Annotated in this window: 15 protein-coding genes and 1 tRNA gene; 13 read left to right on the forward strand and 3 right to left on the reverse strand. The window is 48.1% G+C overall.

Going from position 1 to position 21630, the window contains the following annotated elements:
- Positions 1-13 precede the first annotated feature (13 nt).
- The 6 genes from BN3349_RS04540 (at position 14) to BN3349_RS04565 (ending at position 11173) form a co-directional block, all read left to right on the forward strand.
- Entirely contained in the window at positions 14-2878 is a 2865-nt protein-coding gene (locus BN3349_RS04540; RefSeq protein ID WP_040976187.1) for a valine--tRNA ligase, read from the forward strand.
- Between the two features lie 388 nt (positions 2879-3266).
- Positions 3267-6944 carry a nitrate reductase subunit alpha gene (locus BN3349_RS04545; protein WP_040976188.1) on the forward strand — a complete coding sequence of 1226 codons (3678 nt, stop codon included), beginning with the start codon at positions 3267-3269 and terminating at the stop codon, positions 6942-6944.
- A gap of 58 nt (positions 6945-7002) precedes the next feature.
- Positions 7003-8562, forward strand: coding sequence for a nitrate reductase subunit beta (gene narH, locus BN3349_RS04550; protein ID WP_040976189.1), 1560 nt, complete (start codon positions 7003-7005; stop codon positions 8560-8562).
- Positions 8562-9239: a nitrate reductase molybdenum cofactor assembly chaperone gene (gene narJ / locus BN3349_RS04555; RefSeq protein ID WP_040976190.1), complete on the forward strand. Its 678-nt coding sequence runs from the start codon at positions 8562-8564 to the stop codon at positions 9237-9239. Before narH ends, narJ begins: the two co-directional genes overlap by 1 nt.
- Positions 9239-9931: a respiratory nitrate reductase subunit gamma gene (narI, locus tag BN3349_RS04560; protein ID WP_040976191.1), complete on the forward strand. Its 693-nt coding sequence runs from the start codon at positions 9239-9241 to the stop codon at positions 9929-9931. Before narJ ends, narI begins: the two co-directional genes overlap by 1 nt.
- An 18-nt stretch (positions 9932-9949) precedes the next feature.
- Positions 9950-11173 carry an MFS transporter gene (locus tag BN3349_RS04565; RefSeq protein ID WP_040976192.1) on the forward strand — a complete coding sequence of 408 codons (1224 nt, stop codon included), beginning with the start codon at positions 9950-9952 and terminating at the stop codon, positions 11171-11173.
- 133 nt (positions 11174-11306) lie between these two features.
- Here BN3349_RS04565 and BN3349_RS04570 read toward each other — a convergent pair.
- The 3 genes from BN3349_RS04570 to lptF all read right to left on the reverse strand — a co-directional run bounded on the left by BN3349_RS04570 (position 11307) and on the right by lptF (position 13734).
- Positions 11307-11393: transfer RNA gene (locus tag BN3349_RS04570), tRNA-Leu, on the reverse strand.
- 158 nt (positions 11394-11551) lie between these two features.
- The gene (gene lptG / locus BN3349_RS04575) at positions 11552-12622 is read right to left on the reverse strand and encodes an LPS export ABC transporter permease LptG (RefSeq protein ID WP_040976193.1); all 1071 of its coding nucleotides are present in this window, start codon (positions 12620-12622) and stop codon (positions 11552-11554) included.
- A gap of 11 nt (positions 12623-12633) precedes the next feature.
- Positions 12634-13734: an LPS export ABC transporter permease LptF gene (gene lptF / locus BN3349_RS04580; RefSeq protein WP_040976194.1), complete on the reverse strand. Its 1101-nt coding sequence runs from the start codon at positions 13732-13734 to the stop codon at positions 12634-12636.
- A 118-nt stretch (positions 13735-13852) separates the two neighbouring features.
- On the opposite strand from lptF, the gene BN3349_RS04585 reads away from it, so the two are divergent.
- From BN3349_RS04585 to BN3349_RS04615, 7 genes are all read left to right on the forward strand, one after another.
- Positions 13853-15349, forward strand: coding sequence for a leucyl aminopeptidase (locus BN3349_RS04585; protein WP_040976195.1), 1497 nt, complete (start codon positions 13853-13855; stop codon positions 15347-15349).
- Between the two features lie 83 nt (positions 15350-15432).
- The gene (locus BN3349_RS04590) at positions 15433-16461 is read left to right on the forward strand and encodes an iron ABC transporter substrate-binding protein (RefSeq protein ID WP_052461929.1); all 1029 of its coding nucleotides are present in this window, start codon (positions 15433-15435) and stop codon (positions 16459-16461) included.
- A complete protein-coding gene (locus BN3349_RS04595; RefSeq protein WP_040976196.1) occupies positions 16458-17453 on the forward strand; it encodes a FecCD family ABC transporter permease in 996 nt (331 codons plus the stop codon). Before BN3349_RS04590 ends, BN3349_RS04595 begins: the two co-directional genes overlap by 4 nt.
- Positions 17450-18214 (forward strand): ABC transporter ATP-binding protein, encoded by a 765-nt coding sequence (locus tag BN3349_RS04600; RefSeq protein ID WP_040976197.1) that lies wholly within the window; start codon positions 17450-17452, stop codon positions 18212-18214. Before BN3349_RS04595 ends, BN3349_RS04600 begins: the two co-directional genes overlap by 4 nt.
- The gene (locus tag BN3349_RS04605; protein ID WP_040976198.1) at positions 18214-19023 is read left to right on the forward strand and encodes a class I SAM-dependent methyltransferase; all 810 of its coding nucleotides are present in this window, start codon (positions 18214-18216) and stop codon (positions 19021-19023) included. The genes BN3349_RS04600 and BN3349_RS04605 overlap by 1 nt, the downstream gene beginning before the upstream one ends.
- 100 nt (positions 19024-19123) lie before the next feature.
- Positions 19124-19603: a hypothetical protein gene (locus BN3349_RS04610; protein ID WP_048736305.1), complete on the forward strand. Its 480-nt coding sequence runs from the start codon at positions 19124-19126 to the stop codon at positions 19601-19603.
- A gap of 11 nt (positions 19604-19614) precedes the next feature.
- Entirely contained in the window at positions 19615-21594 is a 1980-nt protein-coding gene (locus tag BN3349_RS04615; protein ID WP_040976199.1) for a TonB-dependent receptor plug domain-containing protein, read from the forward strand.
- Positions 21595-21630: the final 36 nt, after the last annotated feature.

The raw sequence follows: 21630 nt of genomic DNA on the forward strand, positions 1-21630 counted from the left end.
ATAGAGAAACAACATGACAAAACCATTCCAAATGGCGGATCGCTTTAATGCGTCCGCCGTCGAAAAAGCACTTTATACCCATTGGGAAGCACAAGGTTATTTTAAACCGAACGGTAATCCGGACGTGCCGAGTTATTGTATCGCGATTCCGCCGCCGAATGTGACGGGGAGTTTGCATATGGGGCACGCGTTTCAGCAAACTTTAATGGATACGTTGATTCGCTTTAACCGCATGGAAGGCAACAATACTCTGTGGCAGGCGGGTACCGACCACGCAGGTATTGCCACGCAAATGGTGGTGGAACGTAAAATCGCCGCCGAGGAGGGCAAAACCCGTCATGATTACGGGCGTGAGGCTTTTATTGATAAAATTTGGCAGTGGAAAGCCCATTCGGGCGGTACTATCAGCCAACAAATGCGTCGATTGGGCGATTCGGTGGATTGGGAGCGCGAACGCTTTACCATGGATGAAGGCTTATCCAATGCGGTGAAAGAAGTGTTCGTGCGGTTGCATGAAGAAGGGCTGATTTATCGCGGCAAACGGTTGGTAAACTGGGATCCGAAGCTGCACACCGCAATTTCCGATTTGGAAGTGGAAAATAAAGAAAGTAAAGGTTCGCTGTGGCATTTCCGTTATCCGTTGGCAAACGGCGCGAAAACCGCCGACGGTAAAGATTATTTAGTGGTGGCGACTACGCGTCCGGAAACGATGTTGGGTGATACGGCGGTGGCGGTGCATCCAGAAGATGAACGCTATCAATCGCTGATTGGCAAAACCGTGATTCTGCCATTGGCAGAGCGTGAAATTCCGATTATTGCGGATGAATATGTGGATCGCGAGTTCGGTACCGGTGTGGTGAAAATCACCCCTGCGCATGATTTTAATGACTACGAAGTCGGCAAACGACACGGTTTGCCTATGGTTAATGTGCTGACCTTAAATGCGGATATTCGCGATAAGGCGGAAATTATCGGTGCAGACGGCAAAATTTGCGAAAATTACACCGCACTTATTCCGGCGGACTATCAAGGATTGGAGCGCTTTGCGGCGCGTAAGAAAATCGTGGCGGATTTTGATGCCATGGGCTTATTGGAGGAAATAAAACCGCACGATTTGAAAGTGCCTTACGGCGATCGCGGTGGCGTGCCGATTGAACCGATGCTGACCGATCAATGGTATGTAAGCGTCAAACCGCTAGCAGAAGTGGCAACCAAAGCGGTGGAAGACGGCGAAATTCAGTTCGTGCCGAAACAGTACGAAAACCTCTACTTCTCTTGGATGCGTGATATTCAAGACTGGTGTATTTCTCGCCAACTTTGGTGGGGACATCGCATCCCGGCGTGGTATGACGAATCAGGCAATGTGTATGTCGCCCGTGATGAAGCGGAAGTGCGGTCAAAATATCAGTTAAATGCCGAAGTGGAATTAAAACAAGATGAAGATGTGCTGGATACCTGGTTTTCCTCGGGTTTATGGACGTTCTCAACCCTCGGCTGGCCTGAACAAACCCCAGAATTGAAAATTTTCCATCCGACTGATGTACTTATCACCGGCTTTGATATTATTTTCTTCTGGGTGGCGCGCATGATTATGTTTACCATGCACTTCATCAAAGACGAAAACGGTAAACCGCAGGTGCCGTTTAAAACCGTGTATGTCACTGGGCTTATCCGTGATGAACAGGGGCAGAAAATGTCGAAATCGAAAGGAAACGTATTAGATCCGATCGATATGATTGACGGCATCAGCCTTGAAGATTTGTTAGCAAAACGTACCGGCAATATGATGCAGCCGCAGTTGGCGGAAAAAATCGCCAAAGCGACCCGCAAAGAATTTGCCGACGGCATTGCTGCACACGGTACTGATGCGCTGCGTTTCACCTTGGCGGCGCTGGCAAGCAACGGGCGCGACATTAACTGGGATATGAAACGACTGGAAGGCTACCGCAACTTCTGCAACAAATTGTGGAACGCCAGCCGTTTTGTACTCACCAACGACAAATTGGATCTGACAGAGGCAACCACTGAATACAGCCTTGCAGATCGCTGGATCGAATCCACCTTTAACCGTGCGGTGGGCGAATTTAGATCGGCACTCAGCCAATACCGTTTCGACTTGGCGGCAAATGCGATCTACAATTTCACGTGGAACGAGTTCTGCGACTGGTATTTGGAATTAACCAAGCCAATTTTCGCCAGCGGCACAGACGCACAAAAACGTGGGGCGAGTAAAACCCTTGTGAAAGTGTTGGAAAAATTACTCCGCTTGGCACACCCAATCATGCCGTTTATTACCGAAGAAATTTGGCAGCAGGTAAAAGGCTTTGCCGGAGTGGACGGCGATACCATTATGTTGCAGCCGTTCCCGCGTTACGACAGTGCGCTTGAAGATGCCGAAGCGGTCGCGCAAGTCAACTGGCTTAAAGACATTATTGTGGCGGTGCGCAATATTCGTGCCGAAAGCAATATCGCGCCGAGCAAAGGGCTGGAACTGTTATTGCGCAATGTGACTGCAAACGAGCAAAACTGTCTCGAAAATAACCGCACTTTATTGCAGGCTATGGCAAAACTGGACAATATCAGCGTATTGGCGCAAGGTGTTGAGGTGCCTTTATCTGTTACCAAGCTGGTGGGCAATGCGGAGCTGTTTGTGCCGATGGCGGGCTTTATTAACAAAGAGGCGGAACTGAGCCGTTTGAATAAAGAGATCGAAAAACTTCAAAATGAAGTCAAACGCATCGAAAATAAACTCGCGAACGACGCCTTTGTGGCAAAAGCGCCGCAAGCGGTGATTGCCAAAGAACGCGAAAAAATGCAGGGCTACTGCGACGGTCTGGATAAGCTGAAACAGCAATATCAGGCAATAGAAGCGTTGTAATCACTCATCCGCGTGATATCCCGCAGCTAGGATTCACGCGGATTTTTTTACCTCTTTATCTCCTCTTCAATAACACTTCCTCCCTCATGTGTCGGTGTCAATGCCACTGATGCGCAGTGCATGTTGATAAATGCAACGTTGTTTTCATCGAAAAAGCAGGCTGAAAAGTGCGGAGGTGCCGGTTTGCATTTCGCATATTTTTTGATCTTTGTCAGATAACATACCCATTTCTACCTAGCCGACTACTCATTTATAACTACCTGAATCGTAACCTAACACGCTGATTTTACTGAATATACCTAATAAACAGTAACACTTATTAGGCGTATTTTTTGTATGGTTTTGAGCGTATAGTGATTATATTCTATACAAAAAGAAGGAAAACATAATGAGTCATTTCTTGGATCGTTTAACCTTTTTCAGACGCCGTAAGAGCGAATCCTTCGCCGACGGACACGGCACGTTAATCAACGATGATCGTCGCTGGGAAGACGGCTATCGCAGCCGCTGGCAGCATGATCGCATTGCCCGCTCCACTCACGGCGTGAATTGTACTGGCTCGTGCAGTTGGAAAATTTATGTGAAAAACGGCTTGATTACGTGGGAAACTCAGCAAACCGATTATCCCCGTACCCGCCCTGATCTGCCGAATCATGAACCGCGCGGCTGCCCGCGTGGTGCGTCATTCAGCTGGTATGTTTATTCGGCACAGCGCATCAAATACCCCATGATACGCGGTGCATTGGCTGAATTATGGCGTACAGCGCGCAGCACTCAATCACCAATAGAGGCTTGGGCGTCTATTGTGGAAAATGAACAACAAGCCAAATCATACAAATCACAGCGGGGATTGGGTGGTTTTGTTCGTTCCACTTGGGATGAAGCGTATGAAATGGTTGCTGCCGCCAACGCTTATACGATCAAGAAATATGGCCCGGATCGTATTATCGGTTTTTCGCCTATTCCGGCGATGTCAATGATCAGCTATGCCGCCGGAACGCGTTATTTAGGCTTATTAGGTGGGGTGCCACTCTCGTTTTATGACTGGTACTGCGACTTACCGCCAGCAAGCCCGCAGGTGTGGGGCGAGCAGACGGACGTTTCCGAATCTGCCGATTGGTATAATGCGGATTATCTGCTGGTGTGGGGTTCTAACGTACCGTTGACACGCACTCCGGATGCCCATTTTTATACCGAAGTACGCTACAAAGGCACGAAAACCGTAGCGATTTCCTCCGATTACGGTGAAATGGCGAAATTCGGCGATATTTGGCTTGCGCCGAAGCAGGGCACTGACGCCGCGCTTGCGATGGCAATGGGACATGTTATTTTAAAAGAGTTTCATCTCAATAATCCTTCCGAGTATTTTACGTCTTATATTCGCCGTTATACGGATATGCCGATGTTGGTTCGTCTTGAACACTCCGAAAAAGGTCTGATGCCGAAATATTTTTTACGCGCCTCCGATTTGTCCGCTCAATTCAGTGAAGAAAAAAATTCTGAATGGAAAGTTTTGGCGTGGGATACGCAATCAGACGGTCTGGTCGCACCGAATGGAACGATTGGGTTTCGTTGGGACAGCAGTCGAAAATGGAATCTGGAACAGACCGCACAAGATAAACCGGTGCAATTAGCATTGTCGTTAAAAGCCTGCGCCGATGACATCGTTGAGGTGCAGTTCAGCTATTTCGGTGCCGATAATGATGCGCTGATTGCACATAAAGTTCCGGTGAAACGGATTCAATTAGCGAATGGGGAAACTGCACTTGTGGCGACTGTATTCGATTTAATGGTCGCCAATTACGGAGTCGATAACGGTTTGCAGGATGACAATGCGGCGAACAGCTACGATGAAGACAAGCCTTATACCCCGGCATGGCAGCAGAAACATACCGGCGTCGATCCCGACTTGGTTATTCAGGTTGCCCGCGAATTTGCGCAAAACGCTGATGTGACGAAAGGGCGTTCCATGGTGATTATCGGCGCCGGTTTAAATCACTGGTATCACATGGATATGGCATATCGCGGCGTAATAAATATGCTGATGCTGTGCGGAACCATAGGGCGTTCCGGCGGTGGCTGGTGTCATTATGTGGGGCAGGAAAAATTGCGCCCGCAAAGCGGCTGGTCGCCGTTGGCATTCGGTTTGGACTGGCATCGTCCGGCGCGCCAGATGACCGGTACGTCATTTTTTTACGCCCATACTAGCCAATGGCGGCATGAAAAGCTCGGCGCGGACGAGATTTTAGCTCCGACGGCGGATGAGCGTATGAAAACCTTATCAATGATTGATTACAACGCCAAAGCTGAGCGCATGGGCTGGTTGCCGAGCGCACCGCAGCTAGGCGCCAATCCGTTGGATGTGGTTGAGCAGGCGGAAAGTGCGGGTGAAAATCCGCAAGATTTTATTGTTAACGGCTTGAAAAACGGTTCTCTTGACCTTGCCTGTAATGATCCTGATAACCCGCAAAACTTTCCGCGCAATCTGTTTGTCTGGCGTTCCAATTTGCTGGGCTCGGCGGGGAAAGGGCATGAGTATTTCTTAAAATATTTGCTGGGGACGCAAAATGCCGTGCTAAGCGACGAAAAAGACTGCATCACGCCGAGCGAAATTACAGTACGCCCGGCGGCGGAAGGAAAATTGGATCTGCTGACTTGTCTGGATTTTCGCATGAACACCACTTGTCTGTATGCGGATGTTATTTTCCCGACCGCCACTTGGTATGAAAAAGATGATTTGAATACTTCGGATATGCACCCGTTTATTCATCCGCTGACCGAAGCGGTACAGCCCTTATGGCAAAGTCGCAGCGACTGGGATATTTATAAAGGTCTGGCAAAAACATTCAGTGCACTGGCAAAAGATTACCTCGATGTGCGCAAAGACATTGTCTTAACCCCGCTGATGCACGACAGTCCACAGGAAATGGGGCAGCCGTTTGATCCGAAGGATTGGAAGCTCGGCGAGTGCGAACCGATTCCGGGTAAAACCATGCCGGCGATGACAGTGGTGGAACGGGATTACGGCGCGATTTATGAACAATATACCTCGGTCGGTCCGTTACTTGAGAAAATCAATAACAACGGTAAGGGAATGGCGTGGAATACCCAAGAAGAAGTGGATTTGTTACGCAAACTGAACGGTGTGCAGGCGCAGGGCGCAGGCAAAGGTCAACCTAAACTAGAGAGCGCCATTGACGCGGCTGAAATGATTTTGACATTAGCGCCTGAAACTAACGGGCATGTAGCCAAAAAAGCGTGGGCGGCATTGAGCGATATCACCGGGCGGGAGCATACGCACTTGGTTTCGGCAAGCGAACATACGCAAATTCGTTTCCGCGATATTGTGGAACAGCCGCGTAAAATTGTTACCTCGCCGATTTGGTCCGGCATCGAAAGCGAAGAAGTGTGTTATAACGCCGGCTATACCAATGTAAATGAACTGATTCCATGGCGCACGTTAACCGGTCGTCAGCAATTCTATCAAGATCACCTGTGGATGCGCGCCTTCGGCGAGGGATTTGCGGTGTATAAACCGGCGGTGAATTTTAAAACGACAGAAAAATTATTACATCGTTACCCGAACGGCAACCGGGAAATTACGCTGAATTTCTTAACCCCGCACCAGAAATGGGGCATTCACAGCACCTATTCGGAAAATATTCGTATGCTGACCTTAGGGCGTGGCGGGCCGCACATTTGGCTGAACGAAGCGGATGCGAAACGTGCCGGTTTGCAGGATAACGATTGGGCGGAAGTCTTTAATGCAAACGGCACGTTAACTTGCCGCGTGGTGGTCAGCCAGCGTATTCCCGAAACCATGGCGGTGATGTATCACGCGCAGGAAAAAATCGTGAATACGCCGGGCGCGGAAGTTTCGAAAAAACGTGGCGGCATTCATAACTCGGTGACTCGCGCGGTACTCAAGCCGACGCACATGATCGGCGGTTATGCACATTTGGCTTATGGCTTTAATTATTACGGTACGGTCGGCTCGAACCGAGATGAATGGGTCGTGGTACGCAAGATGAATCAGGTCGATTGGATGGAAGAAACAGCGCAATAATTGACCGCACTTTTTGCACGACTACAGAGTAACGAATTGAAATCAAAAGGAAGACAAAATGAAAATCAGAGCGCAGATCGGCATGGTGCTGAATTTGGACAAGTGTATCGGCTGCCATACCTGTTCGGTTACTTGCAAGAATGTCTGGACCAGCCGCGAAGGTGTGGAATATGCGTGGTTTAATAATGTTGAAACCAAACCGGGTATCGGATTTCCAAAAAATTGGGAAGATCAGGAAAAATGGCAGGGCGGTTGGGTGCGCAAAGCGAACGGCAAACTGGTACCGAAACAGGGGGGCAAAATTAAAATTCTGTCGAATATTTTTGCCAATCCGAATATGCCGCAAATTGACGACTATTACGAACCCTTTACCTTTGATTACGAACATTTGCAAAATGCACCGCACTTAACCACACCGCCGACTGCACGTCCGGTGTCGTTAATAACTGGCAAGAAAATGGACAAAATCGAATGGGGGCCGAACTGGGAGGACGATTTAGCTGGCGAATTTGAAAAGCGGGCAAAAGACGTTCTGTTTGAGGGTATTCAAAAAGAGATGCTGGCAGCCTTCGAACAGACATTTATGATGTATTTGCCGCGTTTATGCGAGCATTGCCTGAATCCGACTTGTGTAGCGTCATGTCCGTCTGGCAGCATTTATAAACGCGAAGATGACGGTATCGTGCTAATCGATCAGGATAAATGCCGCGGCTGGCGCATGTGTGTGTCTGGCTGTCCATACAAAAAAATCTACTATAACTGGTCAACAGGAAAAGCGGAAAAATGTATTTTCTGTTATCCGCGCATCGAAAGTGGTGAGCCGACGGTGTGTGCGGAAACCTGTGTCGGGCGCATTCGTTATCTGGGCGTGATGCTCTATGATGCAGATAAAATCGCCCAAGCCGCTGGCGTAGAAAACCCGCAGGATTTGTATCAGGCGCAGCTTGACGCATTTTTAGATCCGACTGATCCGATGATTGAACGCGAAGCATTAAAACAGGGGATCAGCCAAAGCTGGTTGGATGCGGCAAAAAAATCGCCGGTGTACAAAATGGCGATGGAATGGCAAATTGCTTTTCCGCTGCATCCGGAATATCGCACTTTGCCGATGGTCTGGTATATTCCGCCACTTTCGCCGATTCAATCGGCGATTGAAAACGGCTTTGTCGGTGACGGCAGCATTATTCCGAGCGTCGAAGAGATGCGCATTCCATTGCGTTATTTGGCCAATTTGCTCACCGCTGGAGATGTCGCGCCGATTCGTGCGGCATTGCAAAAAATGATTACGATGCGCCGTTTTAAACGCGGACAGACCGTACAGGGCGAGCAGTTAACGCAAAGTCTAGCCGGCAGCGGACTGACCGCTGAAATGATTGAAGAAATGTACCGCACTTTAGCCATCGCCAACTATGAAGACCGTTTTGTGATTCCGGCAAGTCACAAAGAAATGGTGGAAGACAGCTTTAATGATAAAGCCTCTTGCGGTTTCAGTTTTGGCAACGGCTGTTCGGGCGGTGTCAGTAAAGAAAGTCTGTTTGGCAGAAATAAACGGATTCCGATTATTTTTAAAGATCGACAGGAAGACATTGAAGAGAACCGCCAAAAAGGAGTGCGTTAATGGCAAATCAACCCGTGTTTAAATGGATTTCGGTGCTGCTGTGCTATCCGGAGCAGGAATTGATCGACGTGCTGCCCGAATTACGGGAAGCGCTAAACCAGATACCGGAAATTGCGCCGAAACGCACCGCACTTATCGGTTTTTTAGATCATCTTGCCGAAACGAAATTACTGACTTTACAGGAAGATTATGTACAGACTTTTGATCGAAACCGCAGCCATGCGCTGTATATTTTTGAGCATATTCATGGTGAGGATCGTGATCGCGGTGCCGCCTTGCTGGATCTGTTAGAAGAATACCGCAAGTATGGTTTTGAGCTGGGCGACGACGAGCTGCCGGATTATCTGCCAGCATTGCTGGAGTTTTTGGCTGCAATCGACCGGCAACCCGCACTTAAACTGCTTGGCGATGCGGTACATGTGATTAATCATATTGCACAAAAGTTAGCCGCTAACAGTTCGCCTTATGCCGTGTTGTTACAAACCGTGGTGATGCTCAGTCCGGTTAAACCGTTACCGCTGATTGAACCGCCGGTTCGCACTATGGATGATGCGATGCGGACTTTCGGCGTGGATATGACAGGCGCCGAGCCTTTAGTTAATCGATCATTTAGTGAGCGCACTAAAATCAGATTTTATCCTGAAGGTGCCCATAAACAACATCGAGGAGCAGAGTAATGAATTATATCGAACAATTTTTATTCGGAATTTATCCTTATATCTGTCTGAGCGTCTTTTTTATCGGCAGCTTGATTCGCTTCGATCGTGAGCAATACTCTTGGAAAAGCGAATCCAGCGAACTGCTGCACCGCGGGCAATTGCGTTTAGGCAGCGTCTTGTTTCATGTGGGCATTTTGCTCGTGTTGGGCGGGCATATTGCTGGGCTACTCACGCCGCTATGGGCATTTGAGCTGCTCGGCATCAGCCAAGAGCAGCATCACGTTATGGCGCTGGCAGCGGGATCGGTGTCCGGCACGATGGCGCTTGCCGGGATATTAATTTTGATACACCGGCGCTTGCGTATGCAACGGATTTTAACCATCAGTACATGGCGGGATAAATTGGTTGTGTTCTGGCTGCTCGTAACTATACTTGCCGGCTTAAGCCTGATTCCGCTCAGCTTGACAAGCAGCAATGCGGTCGGTGAGCTGGAAAGCATGATGCAATATGCACAACGCATTCTGACTTTTCGTGGCGATGCTGCCGCTTATATTGCGCCATTGTCAAGTGCGGTCAAAATTCATGTATTTTTAGGCATGACATTGTTTTTGATCTTCCCGTTTACCCGTATGGTGCATGTATGGAGCGGTTTTGCCGCGTTTATCTGTTATATCCCACGCGCTTGGCAGCTGGTGCGCCGTCGTGCATAGTCAATAGTAAGGAATTCTATGAAATCGGAACGTTTCAAACGCTATTCAGTTTTATTCGCCGGCACGCTGGCGTTTCTGATGACGTTTATGGTATGGATGATGTTCGGCGTTATCGGTATTCCGTTGCGTAACGAACTGGGGCTATCTGATGTTGAATTCGGTATTTTAACGGCGACGCCGGTGCTGTCCGGCTCAATTATTCGTCTGCCACTGGGAATGTGGACGGATAAATTCGGCGGCAGAAATGTAATGATGGCCTTACTGGCGGTGTGTATTCCCTTTGTGTATCTGACCAGTTACGCAACATTATTCTGGCATTTTCTGGTTATCGGTTTGGTGATGGGGCTGGCGGGCGGTTCGTTTTCTGTCGGTATGCCGTATGTTGCCCGTTGGTTTCCTAAAACCCAGCAAGGACTGGCGACCGGAATCTTCGGAATCGGCACCGCAGGCACAGCACTGAATAATTTTATCGCTCCGGAATTGTTGGCACATTTTGGTGATTGGCGCGCCATACCGGAAGTCTATAGTGGGATTTTAACGGCGACTTTAGTTATATTTTTATTCACCGCATTTAGCAACCCGGCACATTTGATCAAAGGGGCACAGGCAGGAATTATGCGGCAGTTGTCACTATTAAAAGACTGGCGAGTATTACGCTACAGCCAGTATTACACCGTCGTATTCGGCGGTTTCGTCGGTTTAACGTTGTGGCTGAATAATTATTATGTGGCAAATTACCATTTGGATTTACAGGATGCCACGTTGCTGGCGCTGATTTATTTGATTCCGGGCAGTACGTTTCGTTCCGTCGGCGGTTATCTGGGGGATCGTTTTGGTGCCAACAGGGTTTCTTGGATAGTGATGTGGGTTTTGTGGATAGGCTTTCTGATTTTTGCCGTTCCGCACGGCAGCTTATTACTAACCGCTACACAAGGCGAAATCAGCTTACCTATCGGACTACCGCTTTGGGCATTTGCACCGCTGACCTTTCTGGTCGGGTGCGCCATGGGTATCGGTAGCGGTTCTATCTTTAAATCCGTTGCCGACGATTACCCCAACGATATTGGCACGGTATCCGGCATCGTCGGGCTTGCTGGCGGTTTATTTGGTTTTATTCTGCCTATTGCTTTCGGCGCTTTGCTTGATGTCACCGGCATTCGGGCGACGGCGTTTGTATTAATGTTTATCGGCATTTCCACCGCATTAATTTGGATGCATTTTGCATTTAAAGCCAAAGGTTAAGATTAATCATAAAACAGAAAAATAACAATCCGCATATTTTACGTGCGGATTGTTATTTATAACTAGACGATATCCTGCTATAACAAAAAAGCCACTCATAAGAGTGGCTGTTATTTTTTATGATATTTATCGGTGGTGCCTAGGGTCGGACTCGAACCGACACGCTTTTAAAGGCGGCGGATTTTGAATCCGCTGCGTCTACCAATTTCGCCACCCAGGCTTCACTGATAAACATCATATTCAGTGCGTTGTATTATACGGTTATCCTTTGGGCTTGCAAGCGGAAATTTAGATTTCTTTACTGTTTGTTTTAATTTTCAGCAAACTGATAAAAATTGCACCGCACTTTATCTCAAATTGAATAAAGTGCGGTCAGTTTTAGTCGCGTTTTCGGCTTAATAGCCACCAGGTGATCAGGATAAACAACATGCTCGGCATTAACGCCCCGGCCAGTGGTGGAATGCTGTACACCAGACTGAGTGGACCGAAAATTTCGTTCACCACATAAAACAGGAAGCCGAAACAAATACCGGTAACGATACGCGCGCCGGCGGTCACGCTGCGTAGCGGACCGAAGATGAAAGACAGCGCCAGCAGCATCATGACACCAACTGACAGCGGCTGGAATAATTTGCGCCAGTAGGTCAGCTCAAAACGTTTTGAATCCTGTCCGGTCTCTTTCATAAAGGCGATATAATCGGACAGCCCAGAAATGGACAGCGAGGTGGCGCGCAGGGAAACGATGCCTAATTTATCCGGGGTTAAGCTGGTTTGCCAAACACCGTTCAGTTTGTTGGTGGTTTTGATTCGATCCGGCAGAATCTGTGACGTATTGATTTGTTTCAATGTCCATTTACCGTTTTTAAAGGTCGCCTGATTGGCATGACTGACTTCTTGCAACTGGCGCTGGTCATTAAAGCGATAAATGTAAATGTCCTTGAGTTTGACGTCATCGGTGATCCGTCTGACATAAATAAAATCATTGCCGTCTTTTGCCCAGACGCCATTTTTGACCGACAGCATGGAGCCGCCGGAAATGGCTTTTGAACGCATATCGCGGGCAAATTGTTCCGTTTGCGGAATGCCCCATTCGCCGATAACCATGGTTATCACTACCAGTGGCAGGGCGGTTTTCATCACCGCAGCGCCGATATTTAAACGGGAAAAACCGGCGGATTGCATGACAATCAACTCGCTGCGGCTGGCAAGATTACCCAGCGCAATGAGCGCGCCGAGCAGTGCTGCCATGGGAAAGAAGGTTTCTACATCTTTCGGCACGGTTAACACCGTATAAAGCACCGCCTGTAGCACATCGTAAGTGCCTTTGCCGACACTGCGAAATTGCTCGACGAATTTAATGATTGCCGACAAGCCGACCAGCGTCAGTAACGTTGCAAAAATCGCACCTAGAATGCTTTTACCGATATAGCGATCTAATGTATTCATCATGGTGTTTATCCTTATACAACATGCTTTTTGCCGAATAAATGACGGACTTTATACATAAAGGCGCTGTGCCAGCTGTTGAGGATAATTCCCAGCAGCAGAAAAGCGATATTGACCAGCGGCATGAACAGCGCGGCATCAAGTTTGCCGGAGGCGCCAGCGGATTTAAAAGAGCTTTGCAGCAGAAAATAAATCAGATATAGCATCAGCGCCGGTAGAATTTTAGCAAAACGCCCCTGTCGCGGATTCACGCGGCTGAGCGGCACGGCGATTAACGCCATAATCGGTACCGCTAAAATCAGCGTTAAGCGCCAGTGTAATTCCGATTTTGTCGCTGGCGTTTTGGCTTTTAATAAAGCGCTGAAGGGCAAGGTTTCCGCTTCGCTGTTGGCATTATCGGCCGCCTGATGACCCAAATATGCCCGGTATTCATCGAAATGAGTGATACGAAAATCCGGCAACATGGCGCTGCCTTCCACCCGTTGACTGTTGTGCAGATTAAGAATTTGATCGCCGTTCGGTAGGGCTTTCAGCTCACCGCTTTGCGCTACTGTTACGGAAGGTTTTTCATTTTTCTTGGCGGGCATTTGAAACAGGTAAACATCATGGATAGTATTACTGCGGATATTATTGATAAACAATACGAAATTATTATTGCCAGCGGACATGAACTGACCGGCGGCAAGGGCGCCCATAGTCGGGTTCGCTTTAGCGTCTTCCAACATTTGCGCCTGTTTTTGAATCGCCCACGGCGACAACGCAAGCGCATTATAAGCCGCCAGAGCGGCGGTGAAAAACGAAAGCAGCAGCGCCACTTTGACAAGAATACGTTGACCTACGCCGCAGGCGCGCATCACGGTGATTTCGCTTTCCGCATAAAGTCGTCCGAATGTCAGCAGCAGCGCGATAAATAAACATAGCGGCAGCATTAACTGCGCCATGGTGGGCATACCCAGCCCAAGCAGCGACAGCACAAGATCCGCCGGCACTTTACCGCTCGCTGCCGATCCCAATACGCGCACTAATTGCTGGCAAAAGAAAATAAGCAGTAAAATAAACAGAATTGCAGCCTGACTTTTTACAACTTCTTTGGTTAAATATCTGGTTAAAATCACGGTTTCGCCTATATTATTTCTTGCAATTTTTCTAAAACTGAGTAGTTTACTTGTTTCAAATAAGTCGGCGTATCATAACGTATTTTTGCCTTTTACGCAGTAAATTAGTGAGGAACACATGAAATATACAGTAAAAACCACCGCACTTTGCGCGCTTGAAACGAATCTGTTGGTGGCCGTTTTTGAGGATGACGGTCTATCTGAAACTGCCACGCAGCTGGATCGGTTAAGTCAGGGCTATTTGAACGGATTGGTTCAATCCGGCGAGCTCAGCGGTAAGCATGGACAGGTGACGGTATTGCGCAACGTCCCGAATTTGAATGCCGAGCGAGTGTTTGTGATCGGTTGCGGCAAAGCGGATGAATTAAGCGAACGTCGCTATAAACAGTTATTCCGGCATGTTATTCGGGCGGTGAAAGAGACCAACGCACAGCAGCTGGTTTGCTTTTTGCAAGAGGTCGTGATCAACAGGCGTGATCCGTATTGGAATGTGCGTTTTGCATTAGAAAGCATTGAAGACAGCCTTTATCTTTTTGATCGGTTCAAAAGCAAAAAAACTGAGCCAAGTGCGGTCTTAAATGAGGTTGTTTTTCATGTAACAGATACGCAAATGGCGGAGGCGCAACGTGCGCTGCGCGAGGGAGAAGCAATCGCGTTCGGTATTCGCGCAGCGAAAGATCTTGCCAATTGTCCGCCGAATATTTGTAATCCGGCGTATCTGGCGCAGCAGGCGACATCCTTAGCACAGCAGTCGGCGCAGCTCAAAACCACTGTGGTGGGCGAAAAAGAAATGGCGGCATTGGGAATGCACGCTTATTTAGCGGTGTCGCAGGGCAGTAAAAACGAGGCGCAGATGGCGATTATCGACTATCGCAATCATCCTGATCCGCAGACAAAACCGATTGTGTTGGTGGGGAAAGGGCTGACTTTTGATGCTGGCGGTATTTCCCTGAAACCAGCGGACAGCATGGATGAAATGAAATATGATATGTGCGGTGCGGCATCCGTGTTCGGTGTGATGAACGCAATCGCCCGCTTACAACTGCCGCTCAATGTGATCGGCGTATTAGCCGGCTGTGAAAATCTGCCGGACGGCAACGCCTATCGCCCGGGCGATATTCTTACCACGATGGCGGGGCTGACGGTGGAAGTGCTGAATACCGATGCGGAAGGGCGTTTGGTCTTATGTGACGCCTTAACCTACGTCGCGCGTTTTGAACCGGCGCTGGTGGTGGATATTGCCACTTTAACCGGCGCTTGCGTGGTGGCGTTAGGGCAGCATAACAGCGGGCTGGTGGCGGAAGATGACGAACTGGCGCAGGCGTTATTGCTGGCGGCGCAGCAAAGCACGGATAAAGCCTGGCGTTTGCCGTTGAGCGAAGAATATCAGGAGCAGCTGAAATCCAATTTCGCCGATCTGGCCAATATCGGTGGACGCTGGGGCGGTGCGATTACCGCCGGCGCATTTTTAGCCAATTTCACCAAAGCATACCGCTGGGCGCATTTAGATATTGCCGGTACTGCGTGGTTGCAAGGCGCCGATAAAGGTGCCACCGGACGCCCGGTCGGACTGCTGACCCAATTTCTGATTAATCAAGCGCGGCAGCAGGCTTAAAGTGCGGTTGATTTTTGCTTAAAATCACTTTCTTATCCTCGTTATAAACTATATTATATAGCTATTTATCACGAGGATTTTTTATGCCTGTCTTTTTCCGTTTAATCAACACTGTAAACCGAATCGGGTGCTGTCTCTGTTTTTTTCTCTGTTCTTACGTTTATGCGCAGGATAGCTTGATTTATCCGCTCGGCACATTACCGGAACAACCGGTTATGCGCGTACTGAGTGCCGGACGCGTGTCCGATGTGCTGCTTGTTTCGCTGGCGCCGGAAAAACTGGTAGGTGTCACCATGGCATTAAACGGTGCGGACAAAAATATGTTACCTGAACAAGTGCGGCGGCTGGAAAATATCGGGCGCATTGCCGGACGGGGATCTACGGCGCCGCTGGAAAAGGTGGTGGCGCTTAAGCCTGATGTGATCATTGATTTGGGCGAGGTGAACGATACCTTTATTTCAAGCGCGCAGCGAGTACGTGACCAAACCGGGATTCCTTATGTTTTGGTAAAAGGGCGATTGGGCGATTCGGCGCAGCAAATTCGCCAGATTGGGACATTATTGGGGGTAAAAGCGCGGTCGGAAAAACTGGCGGATTTAGCGCAGCGTATTTTGGATCGCACAAAAAATATTGCACGACACTCCCGCACGACACTCTATTTCGGGCGCAGTGCCGACGGATTGGAAACCGGGCTGGCGGGTTCAATTCATGCCGAGGTAGGCGAATGGCTCGGCGCTACAAATGTCGCTGACGGTATCGGGCAAAAAAACATCAGTCGCGTTTCCATGGAACAGCTATTGCAATGGCAGCCGGAGGTGATTATCACCCAAGATGCGAATTTTTATCGAAAACTCCAGACTGACAGTTTGTGGCAACATTTAAGTGCGGTGAAAAATCAGCGATTTTATCTTGTGCCGAACGAACCTTTCGGTTGGTTGGATCAACCGCCGGGAATTAATCGGCTGCTGGGCTGCTTGTGGCTCGCGCATAAATTGGAACCGACATTGTTCCCGCAAGAGGAATATATTGCGTTGTTGACGGAATATTTTCAAACTTTCTACGGCTATTCTTTGAATGCGCAGGAACTGAGCAAATTTATAGGTCATCCATGAAAAAGTGGTTTTTTCGTATAGGATTGCTGCCTTGTATTCTCTTAGTTGTCGTGCTTTGGGCTTGTACGGTCGGACAAACGGCGATTTCTTATGCCCAACTATGGCAGGCATTTACCGGTTTATGGCGTGATATCGCGCAGGATCAGGCGGCGGTGGTGTTATGGAATATTCGTTTGCCACGTATTCTAACCGCCGTGTTTGTCGGCGCGGCGTTATCGGTTTCCGGTGCGACTTATCAGGGCATGTTCAGAAATCCGTTGGTTTCGCCGGATATTCTGGGCGTGACTGCGGGGGCGGGATTGGGGGCGGTCATCGCGATTTATTATGGTTTGTCGCTGCTGATGATTCAAATTATGGCATTTGTTACGGGGCTGCTTACGGTTTTTTTAGTGTACGCAGTTTCACAGACTGCGCGCCGTCAAGATCCCGTGCTTGCTTTGGTATTGTCGGGTATTGCCGTCGGTTCATTGTTTGGTGCAGGCATTGCGTTGCTAAAAATTTTATCTGATCCTTACAGTCAGCTGACGGGCATGACTTTCTGGCTGCTAGGCGGCTTAAATATGGCGACGCTGACAGAACTGAAAGTCGCGGTACCGCTGATTATTTTGGGATTGACTCCGCTGATTTTATTGCGTTGGCGAATGAATTTGTTAAGCCTCGACGATGAAGAGGCCGTCAGTCTGGGCATAGATATTAAGCGCACGCGTTTAACGTTTATTTTATCTGCGACATTGATGACCTCGGTTGCGGTGTCCATTACCGGTATTATCGGCTGGATTGGGCTGGTGATCCCGCACATCGCACGACTTTGGGGCGGTCCTGATTTTCGCCGTTTATTACCGGCGGCATTTTTTATCGGCGCGGGATTTTTAGTCATCACCGATACTGTAGCGCGCGCTTTGTTTCCGATTGAAGTGCCGCTCGGGATTATCACTGCGTGCATCGGTGCGCCGTTCTTTTTAAGTTTGCTGATTCGCGGAGGCAAGGGATGAGCTTGTTTGAGCTGAAAAACCTTGTAATCGGTTATAAAAATACGCCGATTTCTACCGCACTTAATCTGCAAGTGCCACAGCGACAGGTGATCGTTTTGTTAGGTGCGAACGGCTGCGGTAAAACTACTTTGCTGAAAAGTTTGTTACGTCTTATTCCGACTTTAAGCGGCAGTATTACCATTGCCGCGAAACCGCAGGCACAATGGTCAAACCGCCAACTGGCGCAGTTTATCGGTTATGTTCCGCAAGCGCATCAGGCTGTGTTTCCGTTTAAGGTGGAAGATGTGGTGTTGTTCGGACGGACGGCTTATTTGCCTTGGTATCGGGTGCCGCAGCGACAGGATCGGGATATCGCACGGCAATGTTTACGAAGCCTTAATATCGACGGTTTGCGCCACCGCAGTTACAATCAATTAAGCGGTGGCGAACGCCAACTGGTGTTGATCGCCAGAGCGCTGGCACAGCAACCGCAATGTTTGATTATGGATGAACCGACCTCAAATCTGGATTTTGGTAATCAGCTCAGAGTGTTGGAATATATTGAACAGTTGAAGGCAAGCGGCTTATCAATTTTGTTTACCACACATCAACCGGAGCAGGCACGGCAGATTGCCGATCAAAGTCTCTTATTTCATCAGGGACGGATTATTGCACAGGGCAAACCGACAGAGACCATGACATTGGAAAATCTGGCAACCATTTACCAGTTAACGCCGTCCGTGTTGCGAAAAAATCTAACGTTTTTAACGGAGGGGAAATAATGAAGACGATCAATGAAATAGATTTTGCTGAACTGTATCGTAATCACATTCGGCTGGCGACTCGAGAACCTAAACGCGCGCAGGATTGGGATGAGAAAGCGAAAAAAATGCAGGCAACGCAGTTTGATCTGCAAAATGGTTATGTGCAGGATTTTTTATCCCGTATGCAGTTCGGCGAAAATGACACTGTGTTGGATGTAGGGTGCGGAGGCGGCGCGATTGCGTTATCCGTTGCGCCTTATGTTCGGCAGGTGTATGCATTGGATTATAGTCCGGGAATGCTCGATTTGTTGCGTCAGCGTGCGGCGCAGCTTGGAATTAACAATATCACCCCGATTCTGCGCGCTTGGGAAGATAACTGGGATGATATTGTGCAATGCGATATTTGCGTTTCTTCCCGTTCTTCTATGGTGGCTGACTTACAAGGTGCGCTGGATAAGCTGAATGCCAAAGCGAAAAAAGCGGTGTATATGACGATGACGGTGGACAAAGATTTTATCGATCGTGACGTGCTGCGTTTTATCGGGCGGGATGGGGTAGGTTTTCCAAATTATATTTATGCTGTCAATCTGCTTTATCAGCAAGGTTATGCGGTCAGTGTGAATTTTCTCGAGCGCGGCTGCGGGGGGCCGAAACCGGCAACAGATTTCAGTGAAACGGATTTTATCCGCTCGGTGAAATGGTCGATTGGCAGTGATCTGAGTTGGGCGGAGATCCATAAATTGAAAGTGTATTATGCTCAGCATCAATCCCGTTTGGTGCATACTCCGACCCAACGCCGCTGGGCATTTTTAAGCTGGAAAAAATAAGTCGCAGTCCGTTGACAGATAGAAAGCGGAAAAAAGTGCGGTCAAAATTTTTTTATTTTTCGTTATATAATTATTTATATAATAAATGAAAAGGAGTGCTATGTTACAACTGAAAATTATTGTCCGATTTTTATTGGTCGGATTGCTTGCCTTGTGTCTTGCCATGGTGGCGTTGTCGGCGTTTGCGATACATTTCTTCAACCCTGCGCCGGTGTTGTATCGGATACATATAGGGTTCGGTGGCGCGTTTATTCTGCTTGCAGCGATTCATGTTATTCACCGTCGTAGTAAATGGCTGAAATTAATCACTCAATGCCGGGATGTGATTTGGCGTAATCAAGTGCCTTCCTATTGTAATCTGGATCGGTTGCTGATGAGTTTCGAATCTCATTCGCTATCTTCGTTGTGTGTACAGTTTCAACTTCCTTTTCCGCAGGTGCAGGAAGCATTGAAACAGGCAAGAATCGTGCTGACTGATGTGGATAAGCCATTGCGTGAAAATGTAAAAAGTAATGATGAAATGCTGTTTTCCATTATTACGCTGTTGTTAAAACTAAAACTTAATCCTGAACAAATTTAATGGAGTGTCAAATGAAAAGAACATTATTATGCGTTGCGATATCTGCAGTTTGCGTCGGTACGAGTGCAAGCGAAGTTTTTGAATTGGGACAAATAGAAGTTGTGTCGAATGCTGGCACCGATGCGGACACGGCCGTGATTGAGCAAAGTCAGATGCAGCAAAACCAGCTCACTAATGTTGCGCAGGTGGCAAAGATTACCCCAGGAGTCTTTTTTGAACGGAAAGGCGGACGTGGCGAGCAGAATATTCGAGTACGGGGATTTGATTCCCGCCGCGTACCGGTGTTTATCGACGGTATTCCGGTATACGTGCCTTATGACGGAACAATGGATCTCGGCCGTTTTATGACCTTCGATCTGGCGCAGGTGGATATTTCCAAGGGCGCGAGTTCGGTATTATACGGCGCGAATACGCTGGGTGGCGCGGTTAATCTGGTCAGCTATAAACCGACCCGCGCACTGGAAGGGGCGGTCGGCTACGGCTTTCAGCGCGGACGTAGCAGTGATACCGCGGTGAATCAGGGCTATTTTAATCTCGGCAGTAAACAGCAGTATTTTTATGCACAGGTGAGCGGAAGCCTAGCTGATCGGCAGGGATTACAACTATCAAACGCATTCAATCCGACAAAAGAGGAAAACGGCGGACGGGCGGAGAATTCCAAGGCTCGCGATCAGAAACTCAGCCTAAAACTGGCTTATACGCCGAACAGTACGGATGAATATGCGCTTTCCTATTCAAATCAGCGCGGCGATAAGCAACAACCTCTTTATACCGGTGAAAGCAAAGCAAAATCCGTCTATAAATATTGGCGCTGGCCGGCATGGGATAAAGAAAGTCTGTATTTCTTATCGCATACGACATTGCATAACGGCGCAATGTATATAAAAACCAAAGCCTTTTATGATCGTTTTGAAAATGATCTGTCTGCCTATGACGATGCGACCTTTTCAAGTCAGAAGAAAGGAAGCTCGTTTAACAGCCATTATCGGGATTATTCGTATGGCGCGGGATTGGAATTCGGTTATCAGACCAATGAAAAAAATGCGTTAAAACTGTCCGCACTTTATAAATTTGATGTTCACCGTGAACATAATGACGATGAACCGGTGGCGCGTAGCGAGGATCGTAATTACAGCGTTGCTCTGGAAGACACTTACCGCTTTACGCCGCAAACCAATCTTGTTGCCGGAATTAGTGTTGATCGCCGCGAAGCTGTAAAAGCGCAGAATTATCAACAGTTATCATCATCTAGTAAACAAAAAGGAATTTATGAGTTTAATGTGGATAATCGCAATGCGTTTAATTACCAATTTAAACTTAATCACAGTTTCGATAGCAATGATGAATTAAGTTTGAGCTATGCCCATAAAACCCGTTTTCCGACCATGAAAGATCGCTATTCCCGTTCCATCGGAAAGAATAAAATTCCGAATCCGTTTTTAAAACCGGAAAAGGCGGATCACTATGAAATCGGTTATTTCCGCACGTTCGGCGATTGGCTAAAGGTGGAAGGCGCATTATTTTATTCGCAAATTAAAGATGCTATCGATGAAATCGCATTAGACAACGGTTTCTGGATGAATACCAACTTCGCGAAAGAAACCTTTAAAGGCGCAGAATTGGGGGTAACCGCATTTGTCGGTGAAACGCTGACATTGGGCGCAAATTATACTTATATTCGAGTGAAATTGCATGATTCGGACACCATGGCAACCGATGTGCCGAAACATAAATTTTTCGCTTATGCCGATTGGAAACTATTACCGCAATTATCGTTTTATATCAGCCAAAGTGCGGAAACTGGACGTTATAGCGGAGACGGGCGTTTGCCGGGATTCGGCATTACAGATGTGAAACTGACTTACGATGTGAATGCGCAGCTTAAATTTGATATAGGTGTCGGCAACGTATTTGATAAAAATTATTATTATGCGGACGGTTTTGCTGAAGAGGGGAGAGTCTATTTCACTAATTTGAAATACAGTTTCTGAGCAAAGAAGCAAAGAAGCAAAGAAGCAAAGAAGCAA

This window comes from Necropsobacter massiliensis (assembly GCF_000827595.2).
Lineage (GTDB): Bacteria > Pseudomonadota > Gammaproteobacteria > Enterobacterales > Pasteurellaceae > Necropsobacter > Necropsobacter massiliensis.